The organism is Thiobacillus denitrificans DSM 12475 (genome assembly GCF_000376425.1).
GTDB lineage: Bacteria > Pseudomonadota > Gammaproteobacteria > Burkholderiales > Thiobacillaceae > Thiobacillus > Thiobacillus denitrificans.
This window is the reverse complement of the sequence record NZ_AQWL01000002.1, coordinates 110,886-136,972: the sequence shown is the minus strand read 5'-3', so window position 1 is coordinate 136,972 and position 26,087 is coordinate 110,886. Positions and strand designations below refer to the sequence as shown.

Genomic DNA, 26,087 nt, shown 5'->3' with positions numbered 1-26,087 from the left:
CTGGGCCGTATCTGATTGATTTTTATAGCCGTTAGTGATCGCTATCGCACCAAGCTGCTTCGCTGCAGTGGTGGGACTATCGGCTTTAGTGACAAAACCATCAGCTCTAATGGCGACCGACAATCGTTCACGGACTTGAAATTGAAACCTTTCACCCCTATTATTGGCACTCAACGGCGGCGAGTGCTAACAACGGCTTCGCCGCCTGCTTATTTCTTTCGGGCAGCCGGGCTGTCCATTATCAACGTACCGCAATGGAGACTTTGCAATGAAAATCCGTCCTCTGCACGACCGTGTGATTGTCAAGCGCATGGAAGAAGAGCGCAAGACCGCTTCCGGGATCGTCATCCCCGACACCGCCACTGAAAAGCCCGATCAGGGTGAAGTGGTCGCCGTCGGCGCCGGCAAGAAAGACGACCAGGGCAAACTGATTCCGCTGGACGTGAAAGTCGGCGACCGCGTGCTGTTCGGCAAGTACGCCGGCCAGACCGTCAAGGTCGAAGGCGACGAGCTGCTGGTGATGCGCGAAGAAGACATCATGGGCGTGGTCGAGCAATAAGCCTCCCCGCACGCAACCCAACCGAATTCAACTATTCAGGAGTAAGACATGGCAGCAAAAGACGTACGTTTTGGCGATTCCGCGCGTCACCGCATGGTGGCAGGCGTCAACATCCTGGCTGACGCCGTCAAGGTGACCCTCGGCCCGAAAGGCCGCAACGTGGTGCTCGACCGTTCCTACGGCGCGCCCACCGTGACCAAGGACGGCGTGTCGGTCGCCAAGGAAATCGAACTGAAGGACAAGCTGGAGAACATGGGCGCGCAGATGGTCAAGGAAGTCGCTTCCAAGACCTCCGACATCGCCGGTGACGGCACCACCACCGCTACCGTGCTGGCGCAATCCATCGTCAACGAAGGCATGAAGTTCGTCGCCGCCGGGATGAACCCGATGGATCTGAAGCGCGGCATCGACAAGGCCGTAACCGCCATCACCGCCGAACTGAAGAAGATTTCCGTGCCCTGCACCAGCAGCAAGGAAATTGCCCAGGTCGGCTCCATTTCCGCCAACTCGGATTCCTCCATCGGCGACATCATCGCCGCCGCGATGGACAAGGTCGGCAAGGAAGGCGTGATCACGGTCGAAGACAGCTCGGGCCTGGAGAATGAACTCGAAGTGGTCGAGGGCATGCAGTTCGACCGCGGCTACCTGTCGCCCTACTTCATCAACAATCCCGACAAGCAGATGGCGATCATGGAAGATCCGTTCATCCTGCTGTACGACAAGAAGATCTCCAACATCCGCGACCTGCTGCCGATCCTGGAACAGGTTGCCAAGGCCGGCAAGCAGCTGATGATCGTCGCCGAAGACGTCGACGGCGAAGCGCTCGCCACCCTGGTGGTGAACAACATCCGCGGCATCCTCAAGACCTGCGCCGTCAAGGCTCCGGGCTTCGGCGACCGCCGCAAGGCGATGCTGGAAGACCTGGCCATCCTCACCGGCGGCACCGTGATCGCCGAAGAAGTCGGCCTGTCGCTGGAAAAAGCCGCGCTGGAGGATCTGGGCCGCGCCAAGCGCATCGAGATCGGCAAGGAAAACACCACCCTCATCGACGGTGCCGGCAATGCCGACGCGATCAAGAACCGCATCACCCAGATCAACAAGCAGATCGATGAAGTCAGCAGCGATTACGACAAGGAGAAGCTGCAGGAGCGCAAGGCCAAACTGGCCGGCGGCGTGGCAGTGATCAAGGTCGGTGCTGCGACCGAAGTCGAGATGAAAGAGAAGAAGGCCCGCGTCGAAGACGCGCTGCACGCCACCCGTGCCGCCGTTGAAGAAGGCATCGTCCCCGGCGGCGGCGTTGCGCTGCTGCGCGCCAAGGCCGCGGCTGCCGCGGTGAAGGGCGACAACCACGACCAGGACGCCGGCGTGAAGATCGTGCTGCGCGCCATCGAAGAGCCGCTGCGCCAGATCGTCAAGAACTGCGGCGAGGAGTCCTCGGTCGTCGTCAACAAGGTGCTGGAAGGCAAGGGCAACTTCGGCTACAACGCCGGCAACGGTGAATACGGCGACCTGGTAGCGATGGGCGTGCTGGACCCGACCAAGGTCACCCGCACCGCGCTGCAGAACGCCGCGTCGATCGCCGGCCTGATGCTGACCACCGACTGCATGGTGTCCGATCTGCCGGACGACAAGTCCCAGATCGGCGGCGCCGACATGGGCAGCCTGGGCGGCGGCATGGGCGGCATGGGTGGCATGGGCGGCATGATGTAAGACGCCGGTCATTCAGGCTGATCAAGGCCCCGCTTCGGCGGGGCCTTTTTCATGGCCGTCTCACCAGTGGCGCCAGAAGCGCCACGATGATTTTTCCTTCTGTTTCGGGGTCAGGATGGCGTCGATGCGGTCATACGCGTCTTCCGACACTTCGTATATCTGCTGCTTCAGCCCGCGGACCTTCCTGTACGCCTCGCTCAATGCATCGCCATCCCGCTTGGGTACGTCATACAGATCCCTGAGCCTAGCCTGCTCGTCCATCATCCGGCCCATCAATTCCCAGTTCTTCCTGCGCGTCTCGTCCCGGATCTTGTTGATCTCGGTCCGCTGGTCCGCGGTCAGATCGGCCCGGCTCCACGGGCCCATACCCCAGCCGCCCCCCATCATGCCCGGCCCGCTGCACGTGATGCCCGGGCCCATGCCATATTCTGGCCCGCCGCCTGGCAGCGTGGCCGCCGCTTCGCTGCCCGCGGCAGCCTTGTCTTCCGCCTGCACGGGGGTCGCCCATGTGGTGAAAGCGAGCGCCCCCAGCAAGAGGGGGAAAATCGTCCTGGTGTGCATGTCCTGCCTCCTTTCGGAAGGTGTTGAAAGCGCAGGCCGGAGAAAAAGAATGATGGATGCGAAGAATCGCTGCTGAAACGACCGAGGGGAGGCCGGTGCCTGCGCCGCCGCCCTGAAAGCCGGCCCCCAGCGAGCGCACCGATTCAGTATAGACACTGCCCTGCAACTGCAAAGCCAGGCACCACGCGGCCTCCGGTTGCCAAACCCCGCGCCAGCCACTAACGTTGCCGCATGAACCTCGCCATCCCGCTCGCCAACAGCCTGCACCGCGCCACGCTCGACGCCATCCGGCGACAGGCCCCGTTCGCCGCGATGGGCGAGGACGCCGTGCTGTGGCTGGTGCAGCGGCTGTCGGTGGCGTACTACGCGCAGGGCGAGGTGCTGCTGGAGCCGGCCGAGCAGCCGCCCGACGCACTCCGCATCGTCAAGCAGGGCACGGTCGACGGCGTCACCGCGGACGGCCATTCGGTGTTCCAGCTCACCGTCGGCGAAATGTTTCCGCTCGGCGCGCTGCTTGCCGGACGCGGCGCCGCCAACCGCTACGTGGCGGAGACCGATACCTTCTGCTACCTGCTGCCGGCCGCAGACTTTCACGCGCTGCTGGCGATGAGCCCGGCCTTCCACGATTTCTGCACCCGCCGCATCGCCAGCCTGCTGGAGGAATCGCAGCGCGCGGTGCAATCGGAATACGCGCTGGCGCTCGACGGCGAGCCGCGTTTTGCGCGCCCGCTCGCCAGCCTGATCCGGCGCGCACCTTTCAGCGTCGCACCCGACACCCCGCTCGCCGATGCGCTCGCCGGCATGGAGCAGGCGCGCATCGGCTCGGTGGTGGTCGCCGACGCCGCCGGCGCGCCGGTTGGCATCCTCACCCTGAAGGACGTGCTGGCGCGGGTAACGCTGGCCGGGGTGCCGCTCGCCACGCCGATTTCGGCGGTGATGACGCCGGCCCCGGCGACGCTGCCCGACGACGCGCCGGTGGCCGACGCCCTGGTGCTGATGGCGCGGCAGGGCATCCACCACCTGCCGCTGGTGAAGGGCGGTGCGCTTGCCGGCGTCATCTCGGAGAAAGACATCTTCGCCTTGCGCCGGCTGTCGGTGGAAGGCATCACTTCGGCACTGTCGCGCGCCGACGATCCCGCCCGCCTGCCCGCGCTGGCACAGGACATCGGCGACCTGGCGCACAGCCTGCTGGCGCAGGGGATGGATGCAGAAAACCTCACCGCGATCATTTCCAGCCTCAACGACCGCGTCACCGAGCGCATCATCGCGCTGGAAAGCGAGCCCGACCGCAAGCTCGCCGGGCTGCGCTGGTGCTGGCTGGCCCTCGGCTCGGAAGGGCGCATGGAACAGACGCTCGCCACCGACCAGGACAACGCGTTGATCTTCGACGCCGCCGATGACGCCCAGCACGCGGCGCTGCTCGCGTTCGCCCAGCGCGTCAACGCACGGCTGGACGCCTGCGGGTTTCCGCTCTGCAAGGGCGGCATCATGGCGGGCAATCCGCCGTGGTGCCTGTCGGCGGAAGACTGGCAGCGCCAGTTCGCGCAATGGATCGACCACGGCAGCCCGGAAGCCCTGCTGCACGCCAGCATCTTCTTCGACTTCCGTCCGCTTGCCGGCGACGCTGCGCTGGCGCTCGCCCTGCGCGCCTGGCTCAACCGCACCGCCCGCAACAACCCGCGCTTCCTCCACCAGATGGCCGGCAACGCGCTGCGCAACCGGCCGCCGCTGGGGGTGGTGCGCGACTTCGTACTGTCGGAGGATGACGCGCATCCAAACACGATCGACCTCAAACTCAACGGCGCCACGCCCTTCGTCGACGCGGCGCGCATTTTCGCGCTCGCCGCCGGCAGCCCGCAGACCAATACCGCCAAGCGCCTGCGCGAAGCGGCGCACGCGCTGAAGATTCCCGACGCCGAACTGGCCGACTGGAACCGCGCGTTCCACTTCCTGCAGCTCTTGCGGCTGCGCCACCAGCATGGGCAGCAGCGAACGGGCCTGCCGCCCGACAACCATCTCGACCCCGACACACTGAACCCGCTCGACCGCCGCATCCTGAAGGAAGCGCTGCGCCAGGCGCGCAAGGTGCAGGCGCGGCTGGCGATGGATTACGGCCTGTGATCTGGCCGTTCGGCAAACGCCGGCTGCCAGCGCTGGACGCCTCCAGCTGTGCGCGGCGCGCGGCGCTGGCGCGGCAGAAAATCGACCTCAGGATGCCGCTTGCCGGCCTGCGCTGGTGTGTAGTGGACGTCGAGACCGGCGGGCTGGATACGGTGCGCGATCCGCTGCTCTCGATCGGCGCAGTGGCCGTCGAGCAGGGCCGCATCGCGCTCCATCAAAGTTTCGAAGCCGGCCTGACGCAGACGCAGGCCACCGGTGCCGCCAACATTCTCATCCACGGCATCACCGACAGCGAGCAACGCGCAGGACAGGCACCGCACGAGGCACTGCTCGCCTGGCTGGAGTTCGCGCGGGACTCGCCCCGCGTGGCATTTCATGCGGGATTCGACCAGGCCGTATTGCAGCGCGAGGCACACGCGCAACTCGGCCTGTCTCCCCGCCTGCCATGGTTCGACGCGGCCGTGATTGCGCCGCTGCTGTTCCCCGCCGCCGCGCCGCATTGCCGTCAACTCGACGACTGGCTGGCGCACTTCGGCATCGCCGCGTACGCGCGTCACGGCGCGCTGGCCGATGCCTACGCCACCGCCGAGCTGTGGCTGGTGCTGATTGCCGCAGCCCAGCGGGAAAACATCATCACCGCCCATCAGCTGCAGCGGCTCACGCAGGCCCGGCGCTGGCTATCAGTTAATCTGAATTAACTAATCTGTTTGTCGGCCGGGCCTCGACTCCTTAAACTCCGCGCACGCGCAAACACAACACATAAAGCGCGTCCCCCAACCCCTTCACGGAGGAATTGCCATGCAATTGTCGGAGAGACATCAGGAGTACTGGCGCAAAAATCTGCGGCTCACCGCGGTTTTGCTCGCCATCTGGTTCGTGGTGACGTTCATCGTCATTTACTTCGCCCGCGAACTCAATGAAATCGTTATTTTTGGGTTTCCCTTCGCCTTTTATATGGGCGCACAGGGCTCACTCATCATCTATGTCCTCATCATCTGGTTTTATGCCCACCGCATGAACCAGCTGGACAAGGAATTCGGCGTACACGAGGGGGATGAAGAATGAGCACCCAGAGCCAGTTTTTCTCGCAGCTTAAAAAGTATTACACCTTCTACACCGGTGGTTTCATCGCCTTCGTCATCGTGCTTGCGATCCTGGAGCAGATGGGCCTGCCCCCCAATTGGATCGGCTACGTCTTCCTTGCCGCCACGATCATGCTGTACGCCGGCATCGGCATCATGTCGAAGACCGCCGACGTGTCGGAATACTATGTCGCCGGACGGCGCGTCCCGGCGCTGTTCAACGGCATGGCTACCGGCGCCGACTGGATGTCGGCGGCGTCCTTCATCGGTATGGCCGGCACCCTGTATCTGAGCGGCTTTGACGGCCTCGCCTTCATCATGGGCTGGACCGGCGGCTATGTGCTGGTGGCACTGTTCCTCGCGCCCTACCTCAGGAAGTTCGGCCAGTTCACCATCCCTGACTTTCTCGGCTCGCGCTACGGCGGCAACCTGCCGCGCACCATCGGCGTCGTCGCTGCCATCATCTGCTCCTTCACCTATGTGGTCGCGCAGATCTACGGCGTCGGCATCATCACCGCGCGTCTCACCGGTCTGGAATTCCAGATCGGCGTGTTCGTCGGTCTCGCCGGCATTCTGGTGTGTTCCTTCCTCGGCGGCATGCGTGCGGTGACCTGGACCCAGGTAGCGCAATACATCATCCTCATCATCGCCTACATGATCCCGGTGGTGTGGCTGTCGGTGAGCCATACCGGCAACCCGATCCCGCAGATCGCCTACGGCCAGGTGCTGAAAGAAGTCACCGCCCAGGAAAAGGAGATGAACGATCCGACCACCACGCGCGGCGCAGCCGAAGCTTCGGTGCGCGCGATCTTCAAGGAAAGGCAGCTCGCCGCCGAAGACAAGATCAAGGCGCTGGAAGCCGCGATCGCCGCCGGCTCCGCCGACACCATCGTCGGCGAGGCGCGCGCCGCATTGGATGCCGAACTGGTTACCCTGAAAGCCGCGGCCGAACCCGACACCCAGAAGATCGAGGCGAAGGAAAAGGAAATCGCCGAGTTGACCGGTCCCGACGTCCTGATGGCCAAGCTGAAAAAAGCCGCTGACGGCGCCAAGAAATCGGCCGGCCCGGTGGCGGCTCACGCCACGCCGTTCTCCGGCAAGGGCGCCGAGAAGAAGCTCCTGACGACCAACCCCAACGCGACCGCAGCCGAGATCGCCGCCGCGAAGGCCGAGGACGAGGAAGCTTCCAACGTGAAGCGCCGCAACTTCATCGCACTGGTGCTGTGCCTGATGGTCGGCACCGCTTCGCTGCCGCACATCCTGATGCGCTACTACACCACCCCCTCGGTGCGTGAAGCGCGCAAGTCGGTATTCTGGTCGCTGTTCTTCATCTTCCTGCTGTACTTCACCGCGCCGGCGCTGGCGGTGCTGGTCAAGAACGTCGTGTACGCCGATCTGGTCGGCTCGTCGTTTGCGGCACTGCCGGCGTGGGTCGCCAACTGGGCGGCGGTGGACCCAACGCTGATGAAGATCGCCGACCTCAACAAGGACGGCCTGGTGCAGCTCGCCGAGATCACCATCGGCGGCGACCTCATCGTGCTGGCGACGCCGGAAATCGCCGGCCTGCCCTATGTCATCTCGGGCATGGTGGCAGCGGGCGGTCTGGCAGCGGCGCTCTCCACCGCCGACGGTTTGTTGCTGACCATCGCCAACGCGCTGTCGCACGACGTCTACTACAAGATGATCGACCCCAAGGCTTCCACCGTCCGCCGCCTGGCCATCTCCAAAGGCCTGCTGCTGGTGGTCGCCCTGCTGGCTGCCTACACCGCCTCGCTGAAGCCGGGCGACATCCTGTTCCTGGTCGGTGCCGCATTCTCGCTGGCCGCCTCGGCGTTCTTCCCGGCGCTGGTGCTCGGCGTGTTCTGGAAGCGCGCCAATTACCTGGGGGCGGTGGTCGGCATGCTGGCCGGATTGGCCGTGTGCATGTACTACATGTACACGACCTACGACTTCTTCGGCGGCGTCGCAGCCAACGAATGGTTCGCCATCAAGCCCATCGCCGCCGGTGTGTTCGGCATGCCGGCCGGCTTCCTCGGTGTCATCATCGGTTCGCTGATCTCGCGTGCGCCCAGCACCGAAATCCAGCAGCTGGTCGACCATGTGCGCTATCCGAACCTGGAAAGCGACATCAAGGCCCAGACGACCTGATCACCCTCTGTTGCGCGCCCCGGCGCGCAACCAAAAAGCCGGCCTCGTGGCCGGCTTTTTTTCGTCCCTGTTTTCAATCCGCTGGCTGTGCGCAGTCGCTACGGCCGGTATCACGGATCAGCCGCTGCGCAGTCTGCGGATCGTGCACCAGCGTGTGCTCGATCACCGCCGCCACCTTGTCCGGCTGGTTGCAGTGCTGCCACGCCATGCCCAGCGCGTACCAGGCGAGTCCGTTCATCGGCTGCAGCCGCCCGGCTTCGGTCAGCGCCGCGGCGGCGTCGGCATGACGGCCGTGCCGCGCGTGCAGCATGCCCAATCCGTACCAGGCGCGATCATTGTCCGGGTTCAATCCGGTCGCCTGCTGAAAAGCGGCGATGGCCGCATCGTCCATGCCGCCCTTGTCGCGCACGTAACCGAGGTTGAACCAGGCATGGGCATCGTGCGGCTCGATCTCGATCGCGCGCACGAACCAGGCTTCCGCCGCAGTCCAGCGTTCCTGCTGGGCCTCCAGCCAGCCCAGCGTACGCAGCGTGCCGGCGTGCGCCGGATCGGCGCGATGGCCCTCAAGATACGCAGCGATGGCGCGCTCACGCTGCCCCAGCGCGTTGAAGAACATGCCCCGCAGTCCGTGCCGCATACGGTCGAAATTCATCATGGGTGCGAATGCAAAGTAAAGTCAGCACGCATTGTCACGGCCAGGCGGCGACCTGACAAGCTGCGTTAAAATCGCCGCTTCGCCTCGGAAATACTCGCCATGCCATTCGACATTCTGCTGGTTTCAATTCTGCGCACCCTCGTCGAAGTCGCCGGCTTCGCCCTGCTCGGACAAGGTGCGCTGGCCGTTCTGGCCGGCAAATATCGCGAACAGAACGCCTTCTATCGCGTGTTGCGCATCGTTACAGCGCCAGTGGTGCGCAGCGTACGCTTCATCACCCCGCGCTTCGTTCTCGACGCCCACATTCCCATGCTCGCTTTCTTCCTGCTGTTCTGGCTGTGGATCGTGCTGGCCGTCGTCAAACGCCACCTGTGCAGCCTGCATGGGGTGGCCTGCTGAAAAGCCTGGATCGGCACGGCTTTTCCTTGACGAGAAGGGGGCAAACCGGTTAAATTGCGGCCTCTTTTGGCCAGGTAGCTCAGTTGGTAGAGCAGCGGATTGAAAATCCGCGTGTCGACGGTTCGATTCCGCCCCTGGCCACCAATACATCCAACGGCTCGCGATTCTCGCGGGCCGTTTTCGCTTTCCTTTCCCAAAATGCTCGCTTGTTCGGGTCTTTTTCCCTTTCGGCGTTCGCTTGAGCGATTAACTCCATCTGATCGATTTCCAGCAATTCGGCTACAAGCGCCGCAATGTAATCGTCCATGACGCGTCGCTGCTTTCTGTACATCGTCATGTTGGATGTTTCCAGCCCGAGCAACTTTGCCAGCTGGTAATCCGACGTTAGTCCCTGCTTTTTCTTTACTGCATCGAGGTATTCGAGGGTTTTCATATCTAGCTCCTGTTTCGATCAGCCCATGATCGGCTGTTCGCTAACACTTGACAACTATCGGCTGATAGCTTTACAACGGCACAGCTATCTACTGATAGCTATAACCCAACCGACAAGGAAACCCACCATGAAAATGCAAGTTCTCGGCGTAAAGGTTCTCAAAGGCATCAAGGACGGCAACCCCTGGGATATGTCTGCAGCTCTCATCCAGACCAAGATCGAATCCTTCCAAAACGAAAAAGTGACTGCAGCCGGTTATGGCTACGAGGTCACCGAAATGCCGCTCGACTCTGCCTGCATCGAGCAGTTCAGCAAGATCCAGTTTCCCGCCGTCGTCGACCTTGAAATCGGCCAGCGTGCCCGGATGGGCAAATTTGAGTCCTACGTTGTCGGCGTAGTTCCGGGCCTTCAAGTAGCCAAGTCGGCGTAATGGTTTTTGGTCGAACGGCTAGTAACACTAGTCCGTTCAGTCTCATTTTGAGACTTTTTGAGACTCGAGACAGGGGAAACAGGGGTGTCGAATGGCTCGCTCTTCATTGATTGGATCACCGCTTCTCAACATCATCCGGACGGGGGCTTACCGATCCTCACAGGGGGTATCACCGTCCATTATTCCGCCGATGGTGCGCCAGTTTTTGAACGCAACCAGTCCACACGCTTTAACGGAAGCCATGACACGAGCGTTCGTGTTGGATGTGATGGTTTCCGTGTATCCCTCAGTGGCAACGCGGGGCGGTTTTCTCGCGAAGACAACGTTTTTAACCACGGATTACAAGGGACGATCGCAGCTTGTAACCGAATACTGGTGGAGCTTGGCCTCCCACCATTCACAGCTGCAACTTCTGACAGGTCAACGCCTGGCCCCTTCGCGCTTCCACAATCCCGGCGGGGTTGCGTCATATCGCGTTTGGACATTACCCGGAATTACAAAACAGGCTCGGAAAGTTCAGCCCGCGCTTTCATCCGCTGGCTTGGTGCTCGAAGCATCGCCCGCATGAAACGTGGTCAGTGCGGTGATGAATCGGTCTGGTGGGCCAATACACGGCACATGCTGAAAGCTTACATCAAGCATCTGGAAATGATTAAGCACGGGGGTGGTTCGGATGACGAACTGGTGTCGTGGCTCAAGAACCAAGGAGTTGTGCGCGTGGAAATCGAACTCAAAAAACGGCTGCTTTCTGAGCTGGGCCTGAACGATTTGGCCAACATCACCGATGCAAAACTTGAAGAGCTGTACGAAGCGCAGATCGAGCCTTTCAAGCGTGCTGACTGTTCTGGCGATGACGACATCCTCGATGCGATCCCACAGAAAAGCCGTGTCTATGCTGCTGCCTGGCTCGCTGGCCAAGACATGCGAGAAATGGCTTCGCGCGCCACTCTCTTTCGCCATGCCAAGGTACTGCGCGAATGCGGCATCGATATCCTCGCACCTCGCAACATCGAGCGCTTCCCTGTCAAGGTTCGCTTCATCGAACTTGAACCGCTTTCTGTGCCTGACTGGTACAGCCTTGATGCAAAGGCTGCCTGATGTACGGCCATCCTCTCCTTGTAAAGCAATGGGCCAAGATCATGAAGCCTGACGCTACCCCTGCTCAAATCGAACAGGCCCGCATCATGCGTGCCGCCAAGATCGCCAAACGTATCTTCATGCAGCGCCAGAATGACCTCTTTTCGCCTTCCGCTCCTGCGGAAAAAAACCTCCCGGATGGCTCCCGGAAGGTCTCAACCTTCGCCTAGCCAGCACTTTTTTAGGAGCAATACCATGAAGTTTCAAGACCTCTACCAAGCCACCAAGCGCCGCGCATCCGTCGTCATCGACAGTGTTACCGGCAAAGTCGTTGCCGTCGGTACCGGCCTGTCGGTGATGGCAGGCAATGCAATGGCTGCTGTCGATCCCTTGATTACTACCGCCATCACCGATGGCACTGCTGACGGCAAGGAAATCGCAGGCGGCCTGCTGGTTTTCGCTGTCGCCGTCGGCATCGTCCTGTACATCAAGCGCAAGGCGGGCTAAATGTCTGCCGGTCACATTGTCGCGGGCCAGTGCGTCGATGTGGCCGCGTCCACCGATGCCTATTACGGAAACGCGCTTCCAACTCACTCAGCGGGCAATCCCGCATTTATCAGCACGTTCACCAAATCGGCATCGGGCTGGACGCATGAAACCTATCAGGGCGGCGTTCTGGTTTCCAGCGTTGCCGCTCCTGTCCCCACATTTTCAACCTGCGACACCACCGAAGGTTTTTTTGACGGCATGCAGCTAGGCTGGGCCGTTGCCGCTGCAATGGTGGTTGTCTACGTTATCCGGAGGCCCTACCGATGATGCCGCTCGATTTCCTTACATGGGTCGGTTTTCTTCTTGTCGTCCTGCCTGCCGCGATTGCCACGCGATGAAAAACCTTGCTGCCTTCTTCGTCGGCCTGTTCATTGCTGCGGCTCTGCTTCTGCCGACTGCCGCGAAAGCCGCCATCACTATGACCCCATCGGTCGAAGGTCTCGCGGGTGGCACCTACAAGCCCATCGCCATGCCCTCCTTGGTCGGGCCGAACTTCTCCGCTACCGGCTCTGTTTTTGTCAACGGCAAGGCCGTTCCTATCCCCGGTTACATCCCGCCTGCGTCCACTGCTGCGCAGGCTGCTAAGTCGTCCCTCTTTGCCAATCCTTGGCTTCTAGGTGTCAGCCTGCTTGGCTGGGCCGGTGATGCTGGTCTTCACTCTGACGAGGTTGGCGGCTGGGCCTATACCGATCCAAACGGGGGTACTGGCCCTAATGTGCCTGTCGTCATGCCGGTTGATGCCAATGTCAAGGGCTGCAGATCGTGTCCGAATACTGGCTGTTACTGTGACGCGTCGATGCAGGAGTGCGCTGTAAATTTCGCGCCGCTCGGCGTTTCCGAGCGTTACTGCGTGGCTATGGGCAAAACAGACAATCAGGTCAAAGGAGCATATGCCGGGGCCGACGAACCGGGGAATCCTAGTGGTTGGATTCCCCCTCAATATCAGCCCTATGGCACCTGCCCATCTGGTTATGCCAATACTCCAGGCACGTCGTCATGCGCACCGCAAGCCGAGACCAGACCAGCAACCGCCGACGATTTTAATGCCCTCCCCGATCCCTCTCCGGAAGTGCAGCGTGAGCTGGCCCCGCAAGTTGGTGTCCCGGTTGACGATCCCGTTTTTGAGCCTGCCGATGTTCCTATCGGTGACCCCTACACTCGCCCGGACGGCTCTACCGCTGAACCGCGTGCGCGTATCTCGCCAGCTTCCAACGGACAGGTCACGGTTGACACTTACGACCAGCCCTTAACTTCGCCAACTGGGGAGCCGATCGCTAATCCAACGCCTGAGGACACCACCGAGCAGACCGAGCAACCTACTCAATGCGACAAATACCCAAACACGCTTGGCTGTACGCCTCTCGGCAGTCCTGTTGATGGTGACGCTCTGCCACACGCCTCCGTCGCTCTCAGTTTTTCACCGCTGGCTATCCCGTCAAATGCTGTGTGTCCTGCGCCGATGACGATATCCGCTTTCGGTCAGTCGATCCCGGTTGCCTATGACTCCGCCTGCACCTACGCCAGCGGCCTGAAACCCATCGTTGTCGCAGTTGCTTATCTGACGGCCGCTTTTATTATTTTCGGTGTCCCGAGGTCTTCAAATAATGGCTAATTTCTTCGCCTTCCTCCTTGCCTCTGCACTGCCTCTCGCCCGTCGCGTTTTTGTCGCTCTCGGCCTGTCTGTCGTCACCTACACCGGGCTTTCGTTGATCCTTCAGCAGATCACGGATCATATTATTTCGTCTGTCGGCGGACTTGCTGCGGCTGGCGCTCAACTGGCCGCGCTTTTCGGTTTCCAGCAGCTGGTCGGAATCATCCTCGCGGCGATCACGACCAAACTCGCCATGACCCAACTCACCGCCTGGAGCAAATCGTGATTACCCTTATCACTGGCATTCCCGGCAGGGGCAAAACTGCCCTCCTTGTTTCCATGCTCATGGAGTACGAAAAAAAGGCCGAAAGGCCTTTATTCGTTATGGGTGTCCCATCGCTCAAGATCGAACACATTGTCGCGCCGCCGGTCACTGAGTGGACGGAAATGCGCCCCTCGCCCGAGGACTCGACGCTCGAACTGGCTTACTTCACTTTCCCCCCGAACTCGATCCTGATTGTTGACGAATGCCAGCGTGTTTATCGTCCTCGGGCTTCTGCCTCCAAAGTCCCGCCCTACGTTGCTGCACTTGAAACACACCGACATACTGGCCTTGACATCATCCTCTTGACCCAAAAGCCCAAGCTGATCGACACCAACGTCCGTGAACTGGTGGGGCGGCATATCCACATCCGTGATGGTCTGCTCGGCCGATACCTCTACGAGTGGCCGCACATCGCGGACGGCGAATCGCGCCTCGACAGAGCCGATGCCGCCAAGCGCAAATTCTCCCCACCCAAGGAAGCCTTCAGCAAATACAAATCCGCCGAGGCCCACACCAAAAACAAGTTCAGGGTGAATCAGCTTTTCATCTATGCTGGCCTTGCACTTGCCCTGCTTGCCTACCAAAGCACCAAGGTCTTCGGCATCTTCGATAAATACACCAGCCCCGACAAAACCCATGCCGCCGTGCAAGAGGGCGACCTGCCGCCGCGCTCCGGCGCGGAGGCTCGGGCGCCCTCGCCGGCGAGGCTCTCGGAATTGACCCTGGCCAGGAAAATGCCATTGATTGAGGCCTTGACCCCTTCCGACCCACATAACCCCCTCAGCGCCCCGCTATACGCGTCTGCGACCCCTCCAGTCGTCGTACCCGAGATTCAAGGCTGCATCGCCAACACCAAAAAGTGCACTTGCTTCACCCAACAGCAAACCCCGCTATGGATCCCGGACGAACAATGCCGCCAACGAGCCGCCGGCCTCTACTTTGACCCCTATCGTCAGCCTGTTTTTGAAAGCCGCTCTGAACCCAAGCTAAATGATGCGCAGGGAGCGCCGGCAGCCCGTGAGGGTGCCGGGGTTTCGCTCCCGTCTCCGGCGTGATGTAGGAGCGTTTAGGCCGGTCGTCCCGGCCTGCGACGATCACGTCCGGCCGTTGGCCTAAGCGTACAAGGTGTGTGATATGTCCTTCTGTTAATAACGTATGTCCCCCGGGGTAAGATAACTACCGTACTAAAGAGGAGGAAAACTAAATGGGTGATGCCAGCCTCACGTATTTGCGTTATTTAGCAAGGCGAGAATCCACGATTCAGGCCGGCCTAGCTGCTGTGAAAACCGCCGTCCTCATTACAGGCGGTACAGCGGCAGCATTACTTACGTTCATAGGTCACTTGGCAACACAGAAGGGTAGCGATCAGGTGAAACTATTGGCCTGCCCGTTGCTGCTTTTTTCCCTCGCGTTGCTGAGTGTCGGGGTCGCTTCTGGAATGACTTACTTATCCGAGCGCGCAACACTTCAGGGAAAAGGCTTTTTTTATAAATCAGCTTCTTTTTTCAATATAGTCGCAGCCGCATGCGTGCTTTTAGCCTATGTGTTTTACGGGTGGGGCGCATGGGAGACGTATGAAGCTTTCTCTAAATTTCCCCAAGGTACTGGTGGGTGACTTCATTTTCTTGATCTCCGCCACTCCTTCGGGTGATACACCACGTCCTTCAGATCCGCCGGCTTATCCCTCAGCAACTTCCACCGCTGCACCCGCTGATTTTTCGCTCCAGATCCACGCCCGCGAAGCAGCCCAATCACCAACAAAGCCAGCCCTAAGAAAATAAGAAATTTCGCATATAGCATGCGCTGACTTTACCATCCGTCCATGCACATATGGAATGACGCATCATCCTTGTGGCTCACAGAGATGAACCACAAACGTACCATCGATCACGATCGCAGAAAGCTTGAATGGCTGCAGCCGCTGCTCGGTCATAAGCGCCTTGCCGACATCGATCGCTTCGTCATCGCCGACATCGGCAAACTCAAGGCTGAACAGGCCTCGCCCACCACCGCCAACCGCTACCTGGCCTTGATCCGCTCCATCATGCGGCGCGCCGTCTTTGAGTGGGAGTGGATCGCCAAACCACCCAAGGTTCGTCTCTACAAGGAACCTAGCCGGCGCGTGCGCTGGCTTACACCAGACCAGGTGCGCACGCTGTTGGACGAACTCCTTCCACACCAGCGTGATGCTTGTCTCTTCGCACTGGCTACCGGCTTGCGTCATTCCAACGTCACCGGCCTGCGCTGGGAGCAAGTGGATTTTCGGAGAAAAACCGCCTGGCTATATGCCGATCAAACCAAGAACAATGAGGATTTGCATGTCAGTTTGAACGATACCGCGCTAGATGTCCTCAAGCGCCGTCAGGGTAAGCACGCGGAATATGTTTTCACCTACAGGAACCGCCCAATTAAGAGATTTACGACCCACGCTTGGTACAAAGCTCTAGAACGTGCACAAATTACAAATTTCCGCTGGCATGACCTGCGCCATACGTGGGCTAGTTGGTTAGTTCAGGAGGGGGTACCGCTTTACTCGTTACAGGAAATGGGCGGCTGGAAAACCGCCATAATGGTGCGCCGATATGCCCATCTTTCGCCAAGCGTGAATCTCGAAAATGCCCGCAAGATCGATGCAGTTCTTAACAATATTCCAGACGATCTTTGAAAATCCGCGTGTCGACGGTTCGATTCCGCCCCTGGCCACCACTTTTCATGCGGGTTTCAGAAGATCCACTCTGGAATTTTTTGAAATCCGTGTGCCATTCATTGCACCTAAGCCCCGTAATTCATGAACATTGGCTGTCCGGCCAAGCCGCCGCCACGCCTTGACGGGTAGCGCAGGCCGAGGCAGGCTGCGGCCTGTCGCCCATCCCGAAAACCCATGCGCCGTTACGCATCCTGGCTTCTCCTCGCTCTTTTGTCGTCGCCGCTGCTGGCCGCCTCGCCCGACGGCGTGGTTGCGGTCTCGCATCCGGCGGCGGCCGCCGCCGGTGCGCGCATGCTGGCAGCGGGCGGCAACGCCATCGATGCCGCGGCTGCGGTGCAGTTTGCGCTGAACGTGGTCGAGCCGCAGTCGTCCGGCATCGGCGGCGGCGGCTTCATGCTGATCCATCTTGCAAAAACCGGCGAGACCTTCTTTGTCGACTCGCGCGAGCGCGCGCCGGTCGCAGCCAACCCCGGCATGTTCTCCCCCGCGGGCCAGCCCATGCCATTTTCGCTCGCCTCGACCAGCGGCCTCGCTGTCGGCGTGCCCGGCACGCTGCGCGGCATCGACACCGCGCTCGCACGCTGGGGCACGATGACACTGGCGGACACGCTCGCGCCGGCGATCAGGCTTGCCGAGCATGGCTTTCGCGTCAACCGCTTCCTTGCCGCCGACATCGCCAACGACGGCGGCCGCACGCTGATCCATCCCGAGACCGCAGCGATCTTCCGGCCAGGCGGCGTCGCGCTGGCCGAGGGCGATTGGCTGGTGCAACCCGACCTCGCCAGAACCTTCAAGCGCATCGCCGCCAAGGGGCCGGATGCTTTCTACCGGGGTCCGCTGGCGCAAGCGCTCGTCGCAGCCCAGCGACGCACGCGCAGCGAACTGGGCGCCGCCGGCGCGGGGCGCATGACGCTCGCTGATCTCAGGAACTACCAGGCGGCTATCCGCTCACCGCTGTACGGCCGCTACCGGGGCTGGACGCTCGCCACGATGCCGCCGCCCTCATCCGGGGGAATCACGGTGCTGCAGATGCTCGGCCTGCTGGAACGCTTTCCGCTCGGGGATGCATCGCAGGGCTACGGCTTTGGCAGTCCGAAGACGCTGCATGTGATGATCGAGGCCATGCGCCTGGGTTTCGCCGACCGTGCGATGTGGAGCGGCGACGACGATGCCGTGACGGTACCGCAGCGAGCCCTGCTGCATCCCGGGTATGTGGCGATGCGCGCAGCGCGGATCCGGCCCGACCTCCGCATGGACACGCCGCTGGCCGGCGATCCCCTGCCCTGGGACAAGCAGGCCCCGGAACCGCAGCGCATGCCCCGGGCCGGGCAGGAAAGCCCGCACACGACCCACTTCTCGGTCATTGATCGCTGGCTCAACGTGGTGAGCTACACCAGCACCATCGAGTTCACCTGGGGGTCAGGCATTACCGTTCCGGGCTACGGCTTCCTGCTGAACAACGAACTGACCGACTTCAATTTCGTGCCCGCTTCCGACCCTGCCAGCGGCAACCCTGGCGCCAACGACGTCGCACCGGGAAAACGCCCGCGCTCCAGCATGGCGCCGATGCTGCTGCTCAAGGACGGCCGACCGGTGGCTGCCTATGGTTCGCCCGGTGGCGCGACGATCATCAACTCTGTGTTCAGCGTCACGCTCAACCTGATCGACCACGGCATGTCTCTGCAGCAGGCCATCGATGCGCCTCGCCTTTCGGTGACCCACGCGACCGGAAAAATCAGCTGCGAAGGCGGCGCGCCCTTCATGCAACCCGGTTTCAGCATCGCCTCCCAGGACGCCTTGCGCACGCTGGGACATCCCGCACCCGGTGAGCCAGGGGCCAATGGATGCGGGGAAGCGATCGGCTCGGTGCAGGCCGTCGCCATCGACCTCGCGACCGGCGCGCAGCATGGCGCCGCGGACCCGCGCCGCGAAGGAACCGTGATTCGGGTGAGGTCGACGGCCGAGCCGGGACGCTAGGGCTGCGCGCCCTGGCGCGCGGCTACCCCGGCCGGGACGCGCGCCCGCCCTGCCGACGCCATCGCATTGCTGCGACAGCGGATATCTATCGCCTGGCCCCGGCAGGCGAACCGCCGGGACAAAAAACGGCAAGGCGAAGCTTCCACCAGGACGCGTACATGGCGATCACCTGGCCGGAGTGCCCGACGGCGGACGGTATTGCAAGGCCTGGCCGGATCCATCCATTTCTCCCGACTTGAGCGGCGGCCGCGGCGGCGGCGTGGCGTAGAACACCTTGTCCCTGTCGTCGCCCTTGATCCCCTGACGCTGGTTGCGCTTGAACGGATGGTTCATCAGCACCAGTCCATCCTGCTGCGCCGCCTCGCGCTGCGCGATTTCCAGGTCGCCTGCGGCCTGCCCGTCCCATGGCATGACGTAGTAGGCGGGCGCCTCCTGGTCCGGCAGCTGCAGCCAGAGATAGATCGCCTGGCCGTCCTTCGGGCGCACCGCCAGCACCACCGCCTCCCTGGCCTGAGAGAAATATTCCTGATCGATCGGCTTGGGCCGGGACAGCAACTGGTTGAAGAGATACAGCGCCAGGCCGACCGAAGCCACCAGATAAAGCAGCGCGGTCAGGCGGAAGGCGTGGCTGGTGGTGGTCCGCAGCGAAAACAGGGCGTAGCCCAGGGAAACGATGAGATAGGCGACCAGCAGGGCAAGCAGGGTGTTCATTTGTAGGCATCGAAGTTGTAGCCGCCGGGCGCGTCGGTGCGCAGGGCCTTCGGCGCGGCGTTGACGCTGGACGCAAGCAGTTCGCCCTTGTCGTCCAGCTTGAAGCGGAACACGGTGCGCTCCTCGCCCGGCTTGTTCAGGACCACATCGGACACCAGTATTTGCCGGCTTACGCGCGAACTGCCGCTCGGCTTGATGGTGGACACCAGAACCTTGACCTTGAGCGGCCAGACGTTGGCACGGTTGAAATACATGTGCAGGTTGACGGCGTATTCGCCCGCCGGGATGTCGCGCGAGAAGGCGTTCTCGTAGTTCAGGTTGGACGCGTCGTTGCGAAAGCCGATATCGTCCCGCAGCAGGTTGAAGACCTGGCCGCCGAGGTTGGAGTAGCCGACGGCAACGTCGCCCGGAGCCTGTACCCAGAGATCGACGTCGGCGTCGATGCGATCATCCCAGCGCGCCTCAACGATCACGTTGCCGGGTGCCGATATCTCCTTGCTTTCTGCCTGCTTTTGCTTGGGCGGATTGATGTGGGGCAGCATGATGACGACCAGCGACACGAACCCGAGTAGCGCAAGGGTGATGACGTCGCGGAAAACGATGTCGGAATCGTCCTCGGCCTCGGCATCGAACGAAAAATGCTTGCTCATCGCGAACGCCTATTGCGGGTCCGCCGATTCCAGGATGGCGGCAATCAGGTTGACCACCCCGGTACGCAACATGTTGTAGTTGGCGTTCAGCCACAGGTTGGTGATGGCGCCCACCAGGGTCGTGTAGAGCGCAACGCCCATGCCGTTGGTGAGCGCGCCCACCAGCTTGCCGACCTGGGCCGCATCGCCCACTGCATTGGCCGGAATGTTGGTCAGCACCATGATGAAGCCGATCACCGTGCCGAGCAGACCCAGCATGACCAGGCTGGACGAGATGTACTTGACGAAGGAGATGCGCGCAAACAACTTGATCTCGAAAGCTTCCTTCACGCTTTCACGGTCGGACTGACGGCTCTTGTCGGCAAACTCCTTGAGCTTGCCCTTGTCGCCGCGCTTGACCCAGTTGAGTTCGCGGCTCGTCTTCCAGACGCGAAACCCGCACAGCACCATGCCGTACAGGAACAGGCCTGCGATCACGTACACGATGTAGGAGCTGTCCGCCAGAAAAACGGGCTCGACCATGCCATTCATATGGAACACCCAAAGAATGGCGAAGCCCACCATGTTCAAGGCCAGCCAGCGATAGAAAAGCAGGTAGTCCCATTTCATTCTTATGATTCCTCAGACAACGTCACTGTTTGCCCTTCACGAGCTGGCCCGGTGCCGCCCCGGGCCGCCACGCAAGTCGTCGAGGCCATCAAGACGTCAGGACGCACCCGCGCCATGCGGTTCTGGCCGCTGGCGCAGGAATCCCGTCTCAATGATCGACGGTGAGCGGGTAACCGAGCTGGGCCATGCCGAGAAACGCCTGCTCGCTGGCTGCCGCGGCATGCTTGATCACGGCCGCGCTATCCTGTTTTTTGGCGGCTTCCTGGGCCTGGGTCAGAGCGCCGGCCGCCGTCGTCCACAACGCGCCCTTGCCCTTTGCCAGGTCGACGACGAACACCGCATTCGACAGCGCCTGCGCCGCATCGGTCGTCAACGCCGCACCGGCTGCGTTTTCAGCCGCGTACGCGGGGCCCGCGATGCCGAGCAGCACGCTTCCTGCGGCCACGATCCGGACTGCAACCCGAAATACATTCATCCCTGTTCTCCTTGAATAAGTGGGCAGTATCTGCCGTGCGCTACGGATCATTTCCTGAATACCGATGCCTGCAGCGGCAGCCCGTTGCTCAGGTAGCTGTGGTAGTACTCGAGGTTGTTGTATTCCTCGCCGCCGATTTCAAGCGGTGCCAGGCGCACCATCTGGTTGCACGCGGCATAGCGGCGCTGCAGGGTGAACAGCGTGTAGTCGCCGCCGCGGAATGCCGGCCAGTGGGTGGCCTGGCCCGGCGCCATCGACAGATATTCGGTGCGCAGGACGTTGCCGACGTTGCTGATGTGGCAACCCGCGCAGGAAAAGTTCAGCTGGCCGCGGCGCTGGTGGAAGAAGCGCTTGCCTGCCTCATAGGCTGCCAGCGCGTCCTTGCCTTCCACCTTGACGTTCATCTTCATGCCGTCGGACAGGGTACGGGCATAGGCCGTCAGCAGGCCCATGGTGCTCATGTCGCTGTGCTTGTAGGCCGTTTCGCCGTTGGCCGTACGGCACTGGTTGAGCGCCATCTCGAAGGTCACCACTTTCTTGGCGTCGGCATCGAACATCGGGTAGTTGCCGACCACGTTCTTGCCTCCGCGCGGGAAGCAGTCAGCGTAGCGCTTGCCGTTCTTGAACGGGGTTTCCCACAGCTTGGCGCCTTTCTCGATTTCGGCGTCGTAAGGCGGGAAGGTCATGACGGCGTCGTACTGGGCCTTGGCGTCGGGGCTGAATGCCAGCGCGCCGTACACGTAATCCTCGAACTTGATTTCGGGGTACTTCTTCTGCACCGCCTTCACCACGTTCAGGCGGTCGTCTTCCGGTGCGGCCTGCGCATTCGCGGCGACCGCGAGCCATCCCAGGCAGGACAGGATCCAGATCAGTTGCTTCATTTTTCTCTCCTACGGTGTCGATAATGAATACGCGCCATTACAGCCCGTAGATGTAATCCACGACTTTGTTGATCTCGTCGTCGCTCAGGATCTTGTGCTTGCCGAAGGGCGGCATCAGGGTGTCGGCATTGGCTTTCGATGCATCCCAAACCTGGGCATAGAGCTTCGCGCGCTCCGGAAAGCGTTCCTTCATGCTGATCAGCGGCGGCGCGATGTTGGTGCTGGTGACGGCTTTCGATTCACCCGGCATGGCATGGCACGCCAGGCAATTGCCCTTGCGGTTGTCGAAAGCCAGCTCCTGCCCGGTGGGCGCCTTGGGTTCGTCCGCGCGTACCGCCTGCGCGAATCCGGCCATCAGAATCAGGCATGCGCCAGCGGCGCGGATACTCGTGGGAAATTGATACATGTCTCTTCCTTGGGTTTATCCGGGCGTCGCCGTCCGGGTTTATTGAAAAACGCACGGCCCCGGTTTCAAATCCGGGCAGGTCGTGCTGGCATCGGTCTGTATTCCCGTCACCTCCGCCTCGCTGAAATCGGCCGCATGCAGGTTGGCCCCCAGAAAATTCGTGTCCGCCATTTCGGCGAACAGGAAACGGGCCTCGTACAAATCCGCGCCCTTGAAATTTGCACCATGCAGATGCGCGCCTTCCAGGTCGGCGCGCTCCATCAGGGCGTCGCTGAAATCGACCCCGGTCAGGTTGGCCTGGGTGAAGCTCGTGCGGTTGGCGTTCACCCCGGACAGGTTGCTGCCCTGCAGATCGGCGCCGCTCATGACCGTGCCGCCGATCACCGCCCCGCTCAGGTTGACGCCGGCCAGGCGGGCCTTGGACAGATTGGCGCCGATCAGGAATGCGCCGTGCAGATCGGCGCGCGACAAGTCCGCCTCCCGCAGATCGGCGCCGAGAAGGTTTTGCCCTGCCAGATCGACGCCCACCAGATCGCATTTGACGCAGCTGTTGGTGGTAACCAGGCGGTTGCGGTTTTCCGTCTGGGTTGCGCCCGGCTGGGCTTGGGCCGCGCCTGCCGCAACCGCGGCCATCAGGCCAAGCGCTGCGTAGACCAGGGCCGCCCGGGACGACAGTAGAAAATCGGCTCGACTCATCGGATGCGCTCCTCGGTTATCCAGTCTTCAATCGCCGCCTGTGCCGTGGTCGGCGCCGGAGAAACGATCGCAGGCGGATCCGTTTCGCCGGCAGCCGCCCGGTACCGGGGCATCTCCGCGTCCGCTTATTTTTCGTCCAGCGAAAAACGGGTCTGCAGCGGCGATTCGCCCTGCATGGTGACCGTCAGCACCATCTTCGTTCCCTTGCCGGTCTTGATGCGCGCGTCCTTGGCGGCCAGCTCGTTGCTGGCAGTCGGCTTCAGGTTCACCGATACCGTGCTGTTTCCGTCGATCAGGCGCAAGGTGGCCCTAGCCCCCTTGGTCGGCTGCGCCACATCACCATGGTCGGTGACCCAGACGCGCGCTTCGCCATTTTTTACCGCCAGTTCGAAGTGATACATCTCCGCCATGCGCACCATGCCGCCGTGGGCGCCCTTGACCGTGGCCAGATAGTCGTTGCTGTGCGCCCATGCCAGTACCGGCAGGCTTAACAAAGCCATCAGGAATATGCCGGCCAGCCAGTGCGCCGCATATGCCAAATGACTCGGATTCAGAGTGCTGCTATTCATTTTGCTTCTCCTTGCTTGCATCGCCGATGCATCACAGTGAAAAACCGCCGGCAGCGGAGGCTGCCGGCGGAACAACCGATTACACCGAGGTGCTGCGGGAGAACTTCAGACCTTCCCAGCTCTCCGGAACCACGACGTGGTCGTGCATGCCGCCAGGACAAGGCAGACGTGCCTCGATCTTGTCGGTATCGACGTTGATCACCACCAGGCCGGACTGGCCTGCCTGGTGTCCGCTGTACACGGTGGTCATGTACTTGCCGTCGACGGTGCAGTCGCAGGTGTGGGGATCCGGACCGGTATCCCACTTGGCGACCACCTGCCAGGTCTTGGAATCGACCTTGCAGATGTAGCCGTTGTTGGGCTTGCGCGCCCACATGGTGAAGTAGACGAAGCGCGAATCCGGCACGTTGCCCATGTGCAGCGGCAGGTACTTGGTGCCGAAGCCTTCGACGAAGGTCTCCTTCTTCCACTTGTTGGGGTTTTCGTCGGTCGAGCGGTACACCGCGATGTTGTTCTGCAGCACGTTGTTACAGGCCACAAAATAATTACCGCTGGTGATGAAGCCCGCTTCGTGCAGCGGCGTCAGCACGGACGGCACGGCGAAGGTCCAGGTGAAGCCGGTCTGCTTGACCAGCGGGAAGTTGTCCGGCGAGCCCTTGGCGGTCGACAGCAGCGCCACGACTTCCCAGGTGCGGGTGTCGACGATGGCGCAGCAGCCGAGGCGGCGGATCAGGATGGCGCCGAACGGCAGCGTGGGATGCCAGGTGAAGGCATCCACGAACACCGCGGTGGGGTCGGCCGGCATCAGCTCTTCGCCCAGCATCGCTTCGTGGGTGGTCTTCATGCCCTTGCGGCCCACGTAGTCGAACTTGCCCGTGGTGGCATCGGGGAAGATGTGGCTGATGTTGAGCTGGCGCGCGATCGGATCGTAGTCGCAGCGGAAGGCCTTGACGATCTTCGGCACGTCGCCCAGATCGGTGATCAGAACCATGTCCTTCTGGCCGTCCGCGAACGCCACGTACTTGTTGGCGTTTTCGCCCACGCCGATGGAGACGTGCACGCCCAGCGACATGCCGGTGGTTTCGCCGATGTCGTTGACCACGGTGATCGAGTTCTGCTTGCCGCTGCCGTCGTAGCGCATCTTGAACATCTTGAAGTCGCCACGGTTACGCCACTCGGGAGAGTTCTCGTTGACGTAGGGCGATGCCGGCGGCTGCATGGTCTGGTAGAAGTCGAAGCCCTTGTAGGGGTCGGCAGACGGCATGGAAGCGATGTGGTGGGGGATCGGCATGTCGATGCCGTGCAGACCGTAGGAATACCAGGCCAGGGTCTCGGGCACGGACAAGTCCATCGCCTGCACGTAGCCGCCGTACTTGCTCGGCAGCAGCACCACGTTGCCCTTGAATTTGCCGAACAGCTCAGCCTGGGCTTCGCCAACGGGGTTGTGCACGGCCGCGAACGCGCTGCCGGAGTTAAGCATGGTGGCGGAACCGGCAACGCCAGCTGCGACTGCGCCCTTCATGAACTGCCTTCTGTTGATACTCATTGCATTCTCCTTAAGTTTTCGACCTCAAGCCATCGGCTCAGATGTCGCCCTTTTTCCACTTTTGCGGGCCCACGAACACCTTCTGGACCACGCCCTTTTCGTCCAGCAGGAACGAGGTCGGCAGGCCACGGATGCCCAGGCGGGTCGACACGCCGTCTGCGCTCAGCGCATCGTTTGGCGCGACATAGATATTGGTGGTCTTCAGATTCTTTTCCTTCTTGATGAAGTGCATGGTCTTCACCGAGTTGGGAATGACTGCCTTCGACCCACCCATCAGCGCAGCGCCCACAGTGTCGGCGTTCACCATCACCAGGTTGATGCCCTTGGCATTCTTCTGGGTGAAGTCCTCGATCGCCGCCAGTTCGTTCACCGAGACCGGCACGGCCGAGATGAAGAACACCACCAGGGAGCGCTTGCCTTGCACCACGCTGCCCAGATCGACCTTCTGGCCATTCATGTCATAGGCGTCAAAGTCGGTGGGCAGCTTCTTGCCAACCGCTACCGGATCGATGTACACCTGTCCGCCCACTTGCTCCGCGGTGGGGAAAGTCCCGTCCTTGCTGTCCGCCAGCGCCGACCCCATGGGCAGAGCCAGCAGACTCGTCAGTGATACAAAAGCGCATGCGGCCTTGATCCGCCCGCTCGACCTGTCATGTCTTGCTTGCAGTTTCATGTTTCTCCTCCTACTAAAGGCTAACTCCACCCGACTTGCGTCGCCCGGATTGGCGAATACAGCCCCCATAATCGGGTCGAGGTGCGGCAACTTGTCGCGCCGCTTTATAAGCAGCTACCGTGCCAAATAAATTACTTAACAAAAACAACACATTATTGTCTTGCCAGGTTTTTCGCTTGTTCCCTTGGCGTTCCACGATGAAACATTCATTCCATCCGCTTGCCCAGCGGCGCCTGCCAGGCCGCAAAATACTGTCGCAGCAAGATGAGAACCTCTCCCATAAACAAGCCCTGCAGACGGGAGCAGAAAAAAAAAGAACCGGCAGGCGCCGGTTCAAGAGGAGGAGGGGGGCGATCCGGATCGGGCCGTCTCCCGTTTTCACGCGGAACCGACCCGACGTTACCCAGGAACGCCGTTTGCCTCTTATAAAGCACGAACAATGCCAGGTAATAATTATCATATATAACAACAAGATACGAAAATAATGCGGTACGTAGTGTTGCAGATAAATTCCAAATCGAAACGTGGTGTTTCTTTTTCCGAACAC

At 61.4% G+C, this 26,087-nt stretch carries 30 protein-coding genes and 1 tRNA gene; 19 read left to right on the top strand and 12 right to left on the bottom strand.

Features of this window, described 5'->3' with window-relative positions; all coding sequences use genetic code 11:
• Positions 1–268: 268 nt before the first annotated feature.
• Both groES and groL read left to right on the top strand, forming a co-directional pair.
• A complete protein-coding gene (groES, locus tag B059_RS0103000; protein WP_018076761.1) occupies positions 269–559 on the top strand; it encodes a co-chaperone GroES in 291 nt (96 codons plus the stop codon).
• A 48-nt stretch (positions 560–607) separates the two neighbouring features.
• Positions 608–2,269, top strand: a complete 1,662-nt coding sequence (gene groL, locus B059_RS0102995; protein ID WP_018076760.1) for a chaperonin GroEL — start codon at positions 608–610, stop codon at positions 2,267–2,269.
• Between the two features lie 60 nt (positions 2,270–2,329).
• Here the strand turns inward: groL and B059_RS0102990 are convergent, their stop codons facing one another.
• Positions 2,330–2,830, bottom strand: a complete 501-nt coding sequence (locus tag B059_RS0102990; protein ID WP_018076759.1) for a Spy/CpxP family protein refolding chaperone — start codon at positions 2,828–2,830, stop codon at positions 2,330–2,332.
• Positions 2,831–3,061: 231 nt separating this feature from the next.
• On the opposite strand from B059_RS0102990, the gene B059_RS0102985 reads away from it, so the two are divergent.
• The 4 genes from B059_RS0102985 to B059_RS0102970 all read left to right on the top strand — a co-directional run bounded on the left by B059_RS0102985 (position 3,062) and on the right by B059_RS0102970 (position 8,181).
• Entirely contained in the window at positions 3,062–4,951 is a 1,890-nt protein-coding gene (locus B059_RS0102985) for a DUF294 nucleotidyltransferase-like domain-containing protein (protein ID WP_018076758.1), read from the top strand.
• Complete coding sequence (locus B059_RS0102980) at positions 4,948–5,649, top strand: 3'-5' exonuclease (RefSeq protein WP_018076757.1); 702 nt, start codon at positions 4,948–4,950, stop codon at positions 5,647–5,649. The genes B059_RS0102985 and B059_RS0102980 overlap by 4 nt, the downstream gene beginning before the upstream one ends.
• 100 nt (positions 5,650–5,749) lie before the next feature.
• Complete coding sequence (locus tag B059_RS0102975; protein WP_018076756.1) at positions 5,750–6,016, top strand: DUF4212 domain-containing protein; 267 nt, start codon at positions 5,750–5,752, stop codon at positions 6,014–6,016.
• A complete protein-coding gene (locus tag B059_RS0102970; protein ID WP_018076755.1) occupies positions 6,013–8,181 on the top strand; it encodes a VC_2705 family sodium/solute symporter in 2,169 nt (722 codons plus the stop codon). The genes B059_RS0102975 and B059_RS0102970 overlap by 4 nt, the downstream gene beginning before the upstream one ends.
• 73 nt (positions 8,182–8,254) lie before the next feature.
• On the opposite strand, the gene B059_RS18540 is transcribed toward B059_RS0102970, so the two are convergent.
• Entirely contained in the window at positions 8,255–8,836 is a 582-nt protein-coding gene (locus B059_RS18540; RefSeq protein ID WP_018076754.1) for a tetratricopeptide repeat protein, read from the bottom strand.
• Between the two features lie 99 nt (positions 8,837–8,935).
• On the opposite strand from B059_RS18540, the gene B059_RS0102960 reads away from it, so the two are divergent.
• The 13 genes from B059_RS0102960 (at position 8,936) to ggt (ending at position 18,324) form a co-directional block, all read left to right on the top strand.
• Positions 8,936–9,235, top strand: coding sequence for a hypothetical protein (locus B059_RS0102960; RefSeq protein ID WP_018076753.1), 300 nt, complete (start codon positions 8,936–8,938; stop codon positions 9,233–9,235).
• Between the two features lie 68 nt (positions 9,236–9,303).
• Positions 9,304–9,379: transfer RNA gene (locus B059_RS0102955), tRNA-Phe, on the top strand.
• Positions 9,380–9,795: 416 nt separating this feature from the next.
• Positions 9,796–10,098, top strand: a complete 303-nt coding sequence (locus tag B059_RS0102950) for a hypothetical protein (RefSeq protein ID WP_018076752.1) — start codon at positions 9,796–9,798, stop codon at positions 10,096–10,098.
• Between the two features lie 84 nt (positions 10,099–10,182).
• Positions 10,183–11,196 (top strand): phage/plasmid replication domain-containing protein, encoded by a 1,014-nt coding sequence (locus B059_RS21730; protein WP_336433335.1) that lies wholly within the window; start codon positions 10,183–10,185, stop codon positions 11,194–11,196.
• Positions 11,196–11,405: a hypothetical protein gene (locus B059_RS0102940; RefSeq protein WP_018076750.1), complete on the top strand. Its 210-nt coding sequence runs from the start codon at positions 11,196–11,198 to the stop codon at positions 11,403–11,405. Before B059_RS21730 ends, B059_RS0102940 begins: the two co-directional genes overlap by 1 nt.
• A 25-nt stretch (positions 11,406–11,430) precedes the next feature.
• Positions 11,431–11,682: a major capsid protein gene (locus B059_RS18535; RefSeq protein ID WP_018076749.1), complete on the top strand. Its 252-nt coding sequence runs from the start codon at positions 11,431–11,433 to the stop codon at positions 11,680–11,682.
• Positions 11,683–11,991 (top strand): hypothetical protein, encoded by a 309-nt coding sequence (locus tag B059_RS0102930; protein ID WP_018076748.1) that lies wholly within the window; start codon positions 11,683–11,685, stop codon positions 11,989–11,991.
• Positions 11,992–12,058: 67 nt separating this feature from the next.
• Complete coding sequence (locus B059_RS20730; protein ID WP_157273590.1) at positions 12,059–13,336, top strand: virulence factor TspB C-terminal domain-related protein; 1,278 nt, start codon at positions 12,059–12,061, stop codon at positions 13,334–13,336.
• A complete protein-coding gene (locus B059_RS0102920) occupies positions 13,329–13,601 on the top strand; it encodes a DUF2523 family protein (protein ID WP_018076747.1) in 273 nt (90 codons plus the stop codon). The genes B059_RS20730 and B059_RS0102920 overlap by 8 nt, the downstream gene beginning before the upstream one ends.
• A complete protein-coding gene (locus tag B059_RS18530; RefSeq protein WP_018076746.1) occupies positions 13,598–14,695 on the top strand; it encodes a zonular occludens toxin domain-containing protein in 1,098 nt (365 codons plus the stop codon). The genes B059_RS0102920 and B059_RS18530 overlap by 4 nt, the downstream gene beginning before the upstream one ends.
• A 149-nt stretch (positions 14,696–14,844) precedes the next feature.
• Complete coding sequence (locus tag B059_RS20725; protein ID WP_157273589.1) at positions 14,845–15,255, top strand: hypothetical protein; 411 nt, start codon at positions 14,845–14,847, stop codon at positions 15,253–15,255.
• Between the two features lie 249 nt (positions 15,256–15,504).
• A complete protein-coding gene (locus B059_RS0102910; RefSeq protein WP_018076745.1) occupies positions 15,505–16,305 on the top strand; it encodes a tyrosine-type recombinase/integrase in 801 nt (266 codons plus the stop codon).
• A gap of 216 nt (positions 16,306–16,521) precedes the next feature.
• Positions 16,522–18,324, top strand: coding sequence for a gamma-glutamyltransferase (gene ggt / locus B059_RS0102905; RefSeq protein ID WP_018076744.1), 1,803 nt, complete (start codon positions 16,522–16,524; stop codon positions 18,322–18,324).
• A 165-nt stretch (positions 18,325–18,489) separates the two neighbouring features.
• Here the strand turns inward: ggt and B059_RS0102900 are convergent, their stop codons facing one another.
• The 10 genes from B059_RS0102900 to B059_RS0102855 all read right to left on the bottom strand — a co-directional run bounded on the left by B059_RS0102900 (position 18,490) and on the right by B059_RS0102855 (position 25,540).
• A complete protein-coding gene (locus B059_RS0102900; protein ID WP_018076743.1) occupies positions 18,490–19,035 on the bottom strand; it encodes a hypothetical protein in 546 nt (181 codons plus the stop codon).
• Positions 19,032–19,685: a hypothetical protein gene (locus tag B059_RS0102895; protein ID WP_018076742.1), complete on the bottom strand. Its 654-nt coding sequence runs from the start codon at positions 19,683–19,685 to the stop codon at positions 19,032–19,034. The genes B059_RS0102900 and B059_RS0102895 overlap by 4 nt, the downstream gene beginning before the upstream one ends.
• 9 nt (positions 19,686–19,694) lie before the next feature.
• Positions 19,695–20,294, bottom strand: coding sequence for a MotA/TolQ/ExbB proton channel family protein (locus B059_RS0102890; RefSeq protein WP_018076741.1), 600 nt, complete (start codon positions 20,292–20,294; stop codon positions 19,695–19,697).
• 148 nt (positions 20,295–20,442) lie between these two features.
• On the bottom strand, positions 20,443–20,769 hold the full coding sequence (locus B059_RS0102885; protein WP_018076740.1) for a hypothetical protein: 327 nt from the start codon (positions 20,767–20,769) through the stop codon (positions 20,443–20,445).
• Positions 20,770–20,816: 47 nt separating this feature from the next.
• Positions 20,817–21,650, bottom strand: a complete 834-nt coding sequence (gene soxA / locus B059_RS0102880; protein ID WP_018076739.1) for a sulfur oxidation c-type cytochrome SoxA — start codon at positions 21,648–21,650, stop codon at positions 20,817–20,819.
• Positions 21,651–21,687: 37 nt separating this feature from the next.
• Positions 21,688–22,056, bottom strand: coding sequence for a sulfur oxidation c-type cytochrome SoxX (gene soxX / locus B059_RS0102875; RefSeq protein ID WP_018076738.1), 369 nt, complete (start codon positions 22,054–22,056; stop codon positions 21,688–21,690).
• Positions 22,057–22,095: 39 nt separating this feature from the next.
• Positions 22,096–22,752 (bottom strand): pentapeptide repeat-containing protein, encoded by a 657-nt coding sequence (locus tag B059_RS0102870; RefSeq protein ID WP_018076737.1) that lies wholly within the window; start codon positions 22,750–22,752, stop codon positions 22,096–22,098.
• A gap of 125 nt (positions 22,753–22,877) precedes the next feature.
• Entirely contained in the window at positions 22,878–23,321 is a 444-nt protein-coding gene (locus B059_RS0102865) for a hypothetical protein (protein ID WP_018076736.1), read from the bottom strand.
• Between the two features lie 79 nt (positions 23,322–23,400).
• Positions 23,401–24,867 carry a hypothetical protein gene (locus tag B059_RS0102860; protein ID WP_018076735.1) on the bottom strand — a complete coding sequence of 489 codons (1,467 nt, stop codon included), beginning with the start codon at positions 24,865–24,867 and terminating at the stop codon, positions 23,401–23,403.
• 37 nt (positions 24,868–24,904) lie between these two features.
• A complete protein-coding gene (locus tag B059_RS0102855) occupies positions 24,905–25,540 on the bottom strand; it encodes a peroxiredoxin family protein (RefSeq protein WP_157273588.1) in 636 nt (211 codons plus the stop codon).
• Between the last annotated feature and the right edge of the window lie 547 nt (positions 25,541–26,087).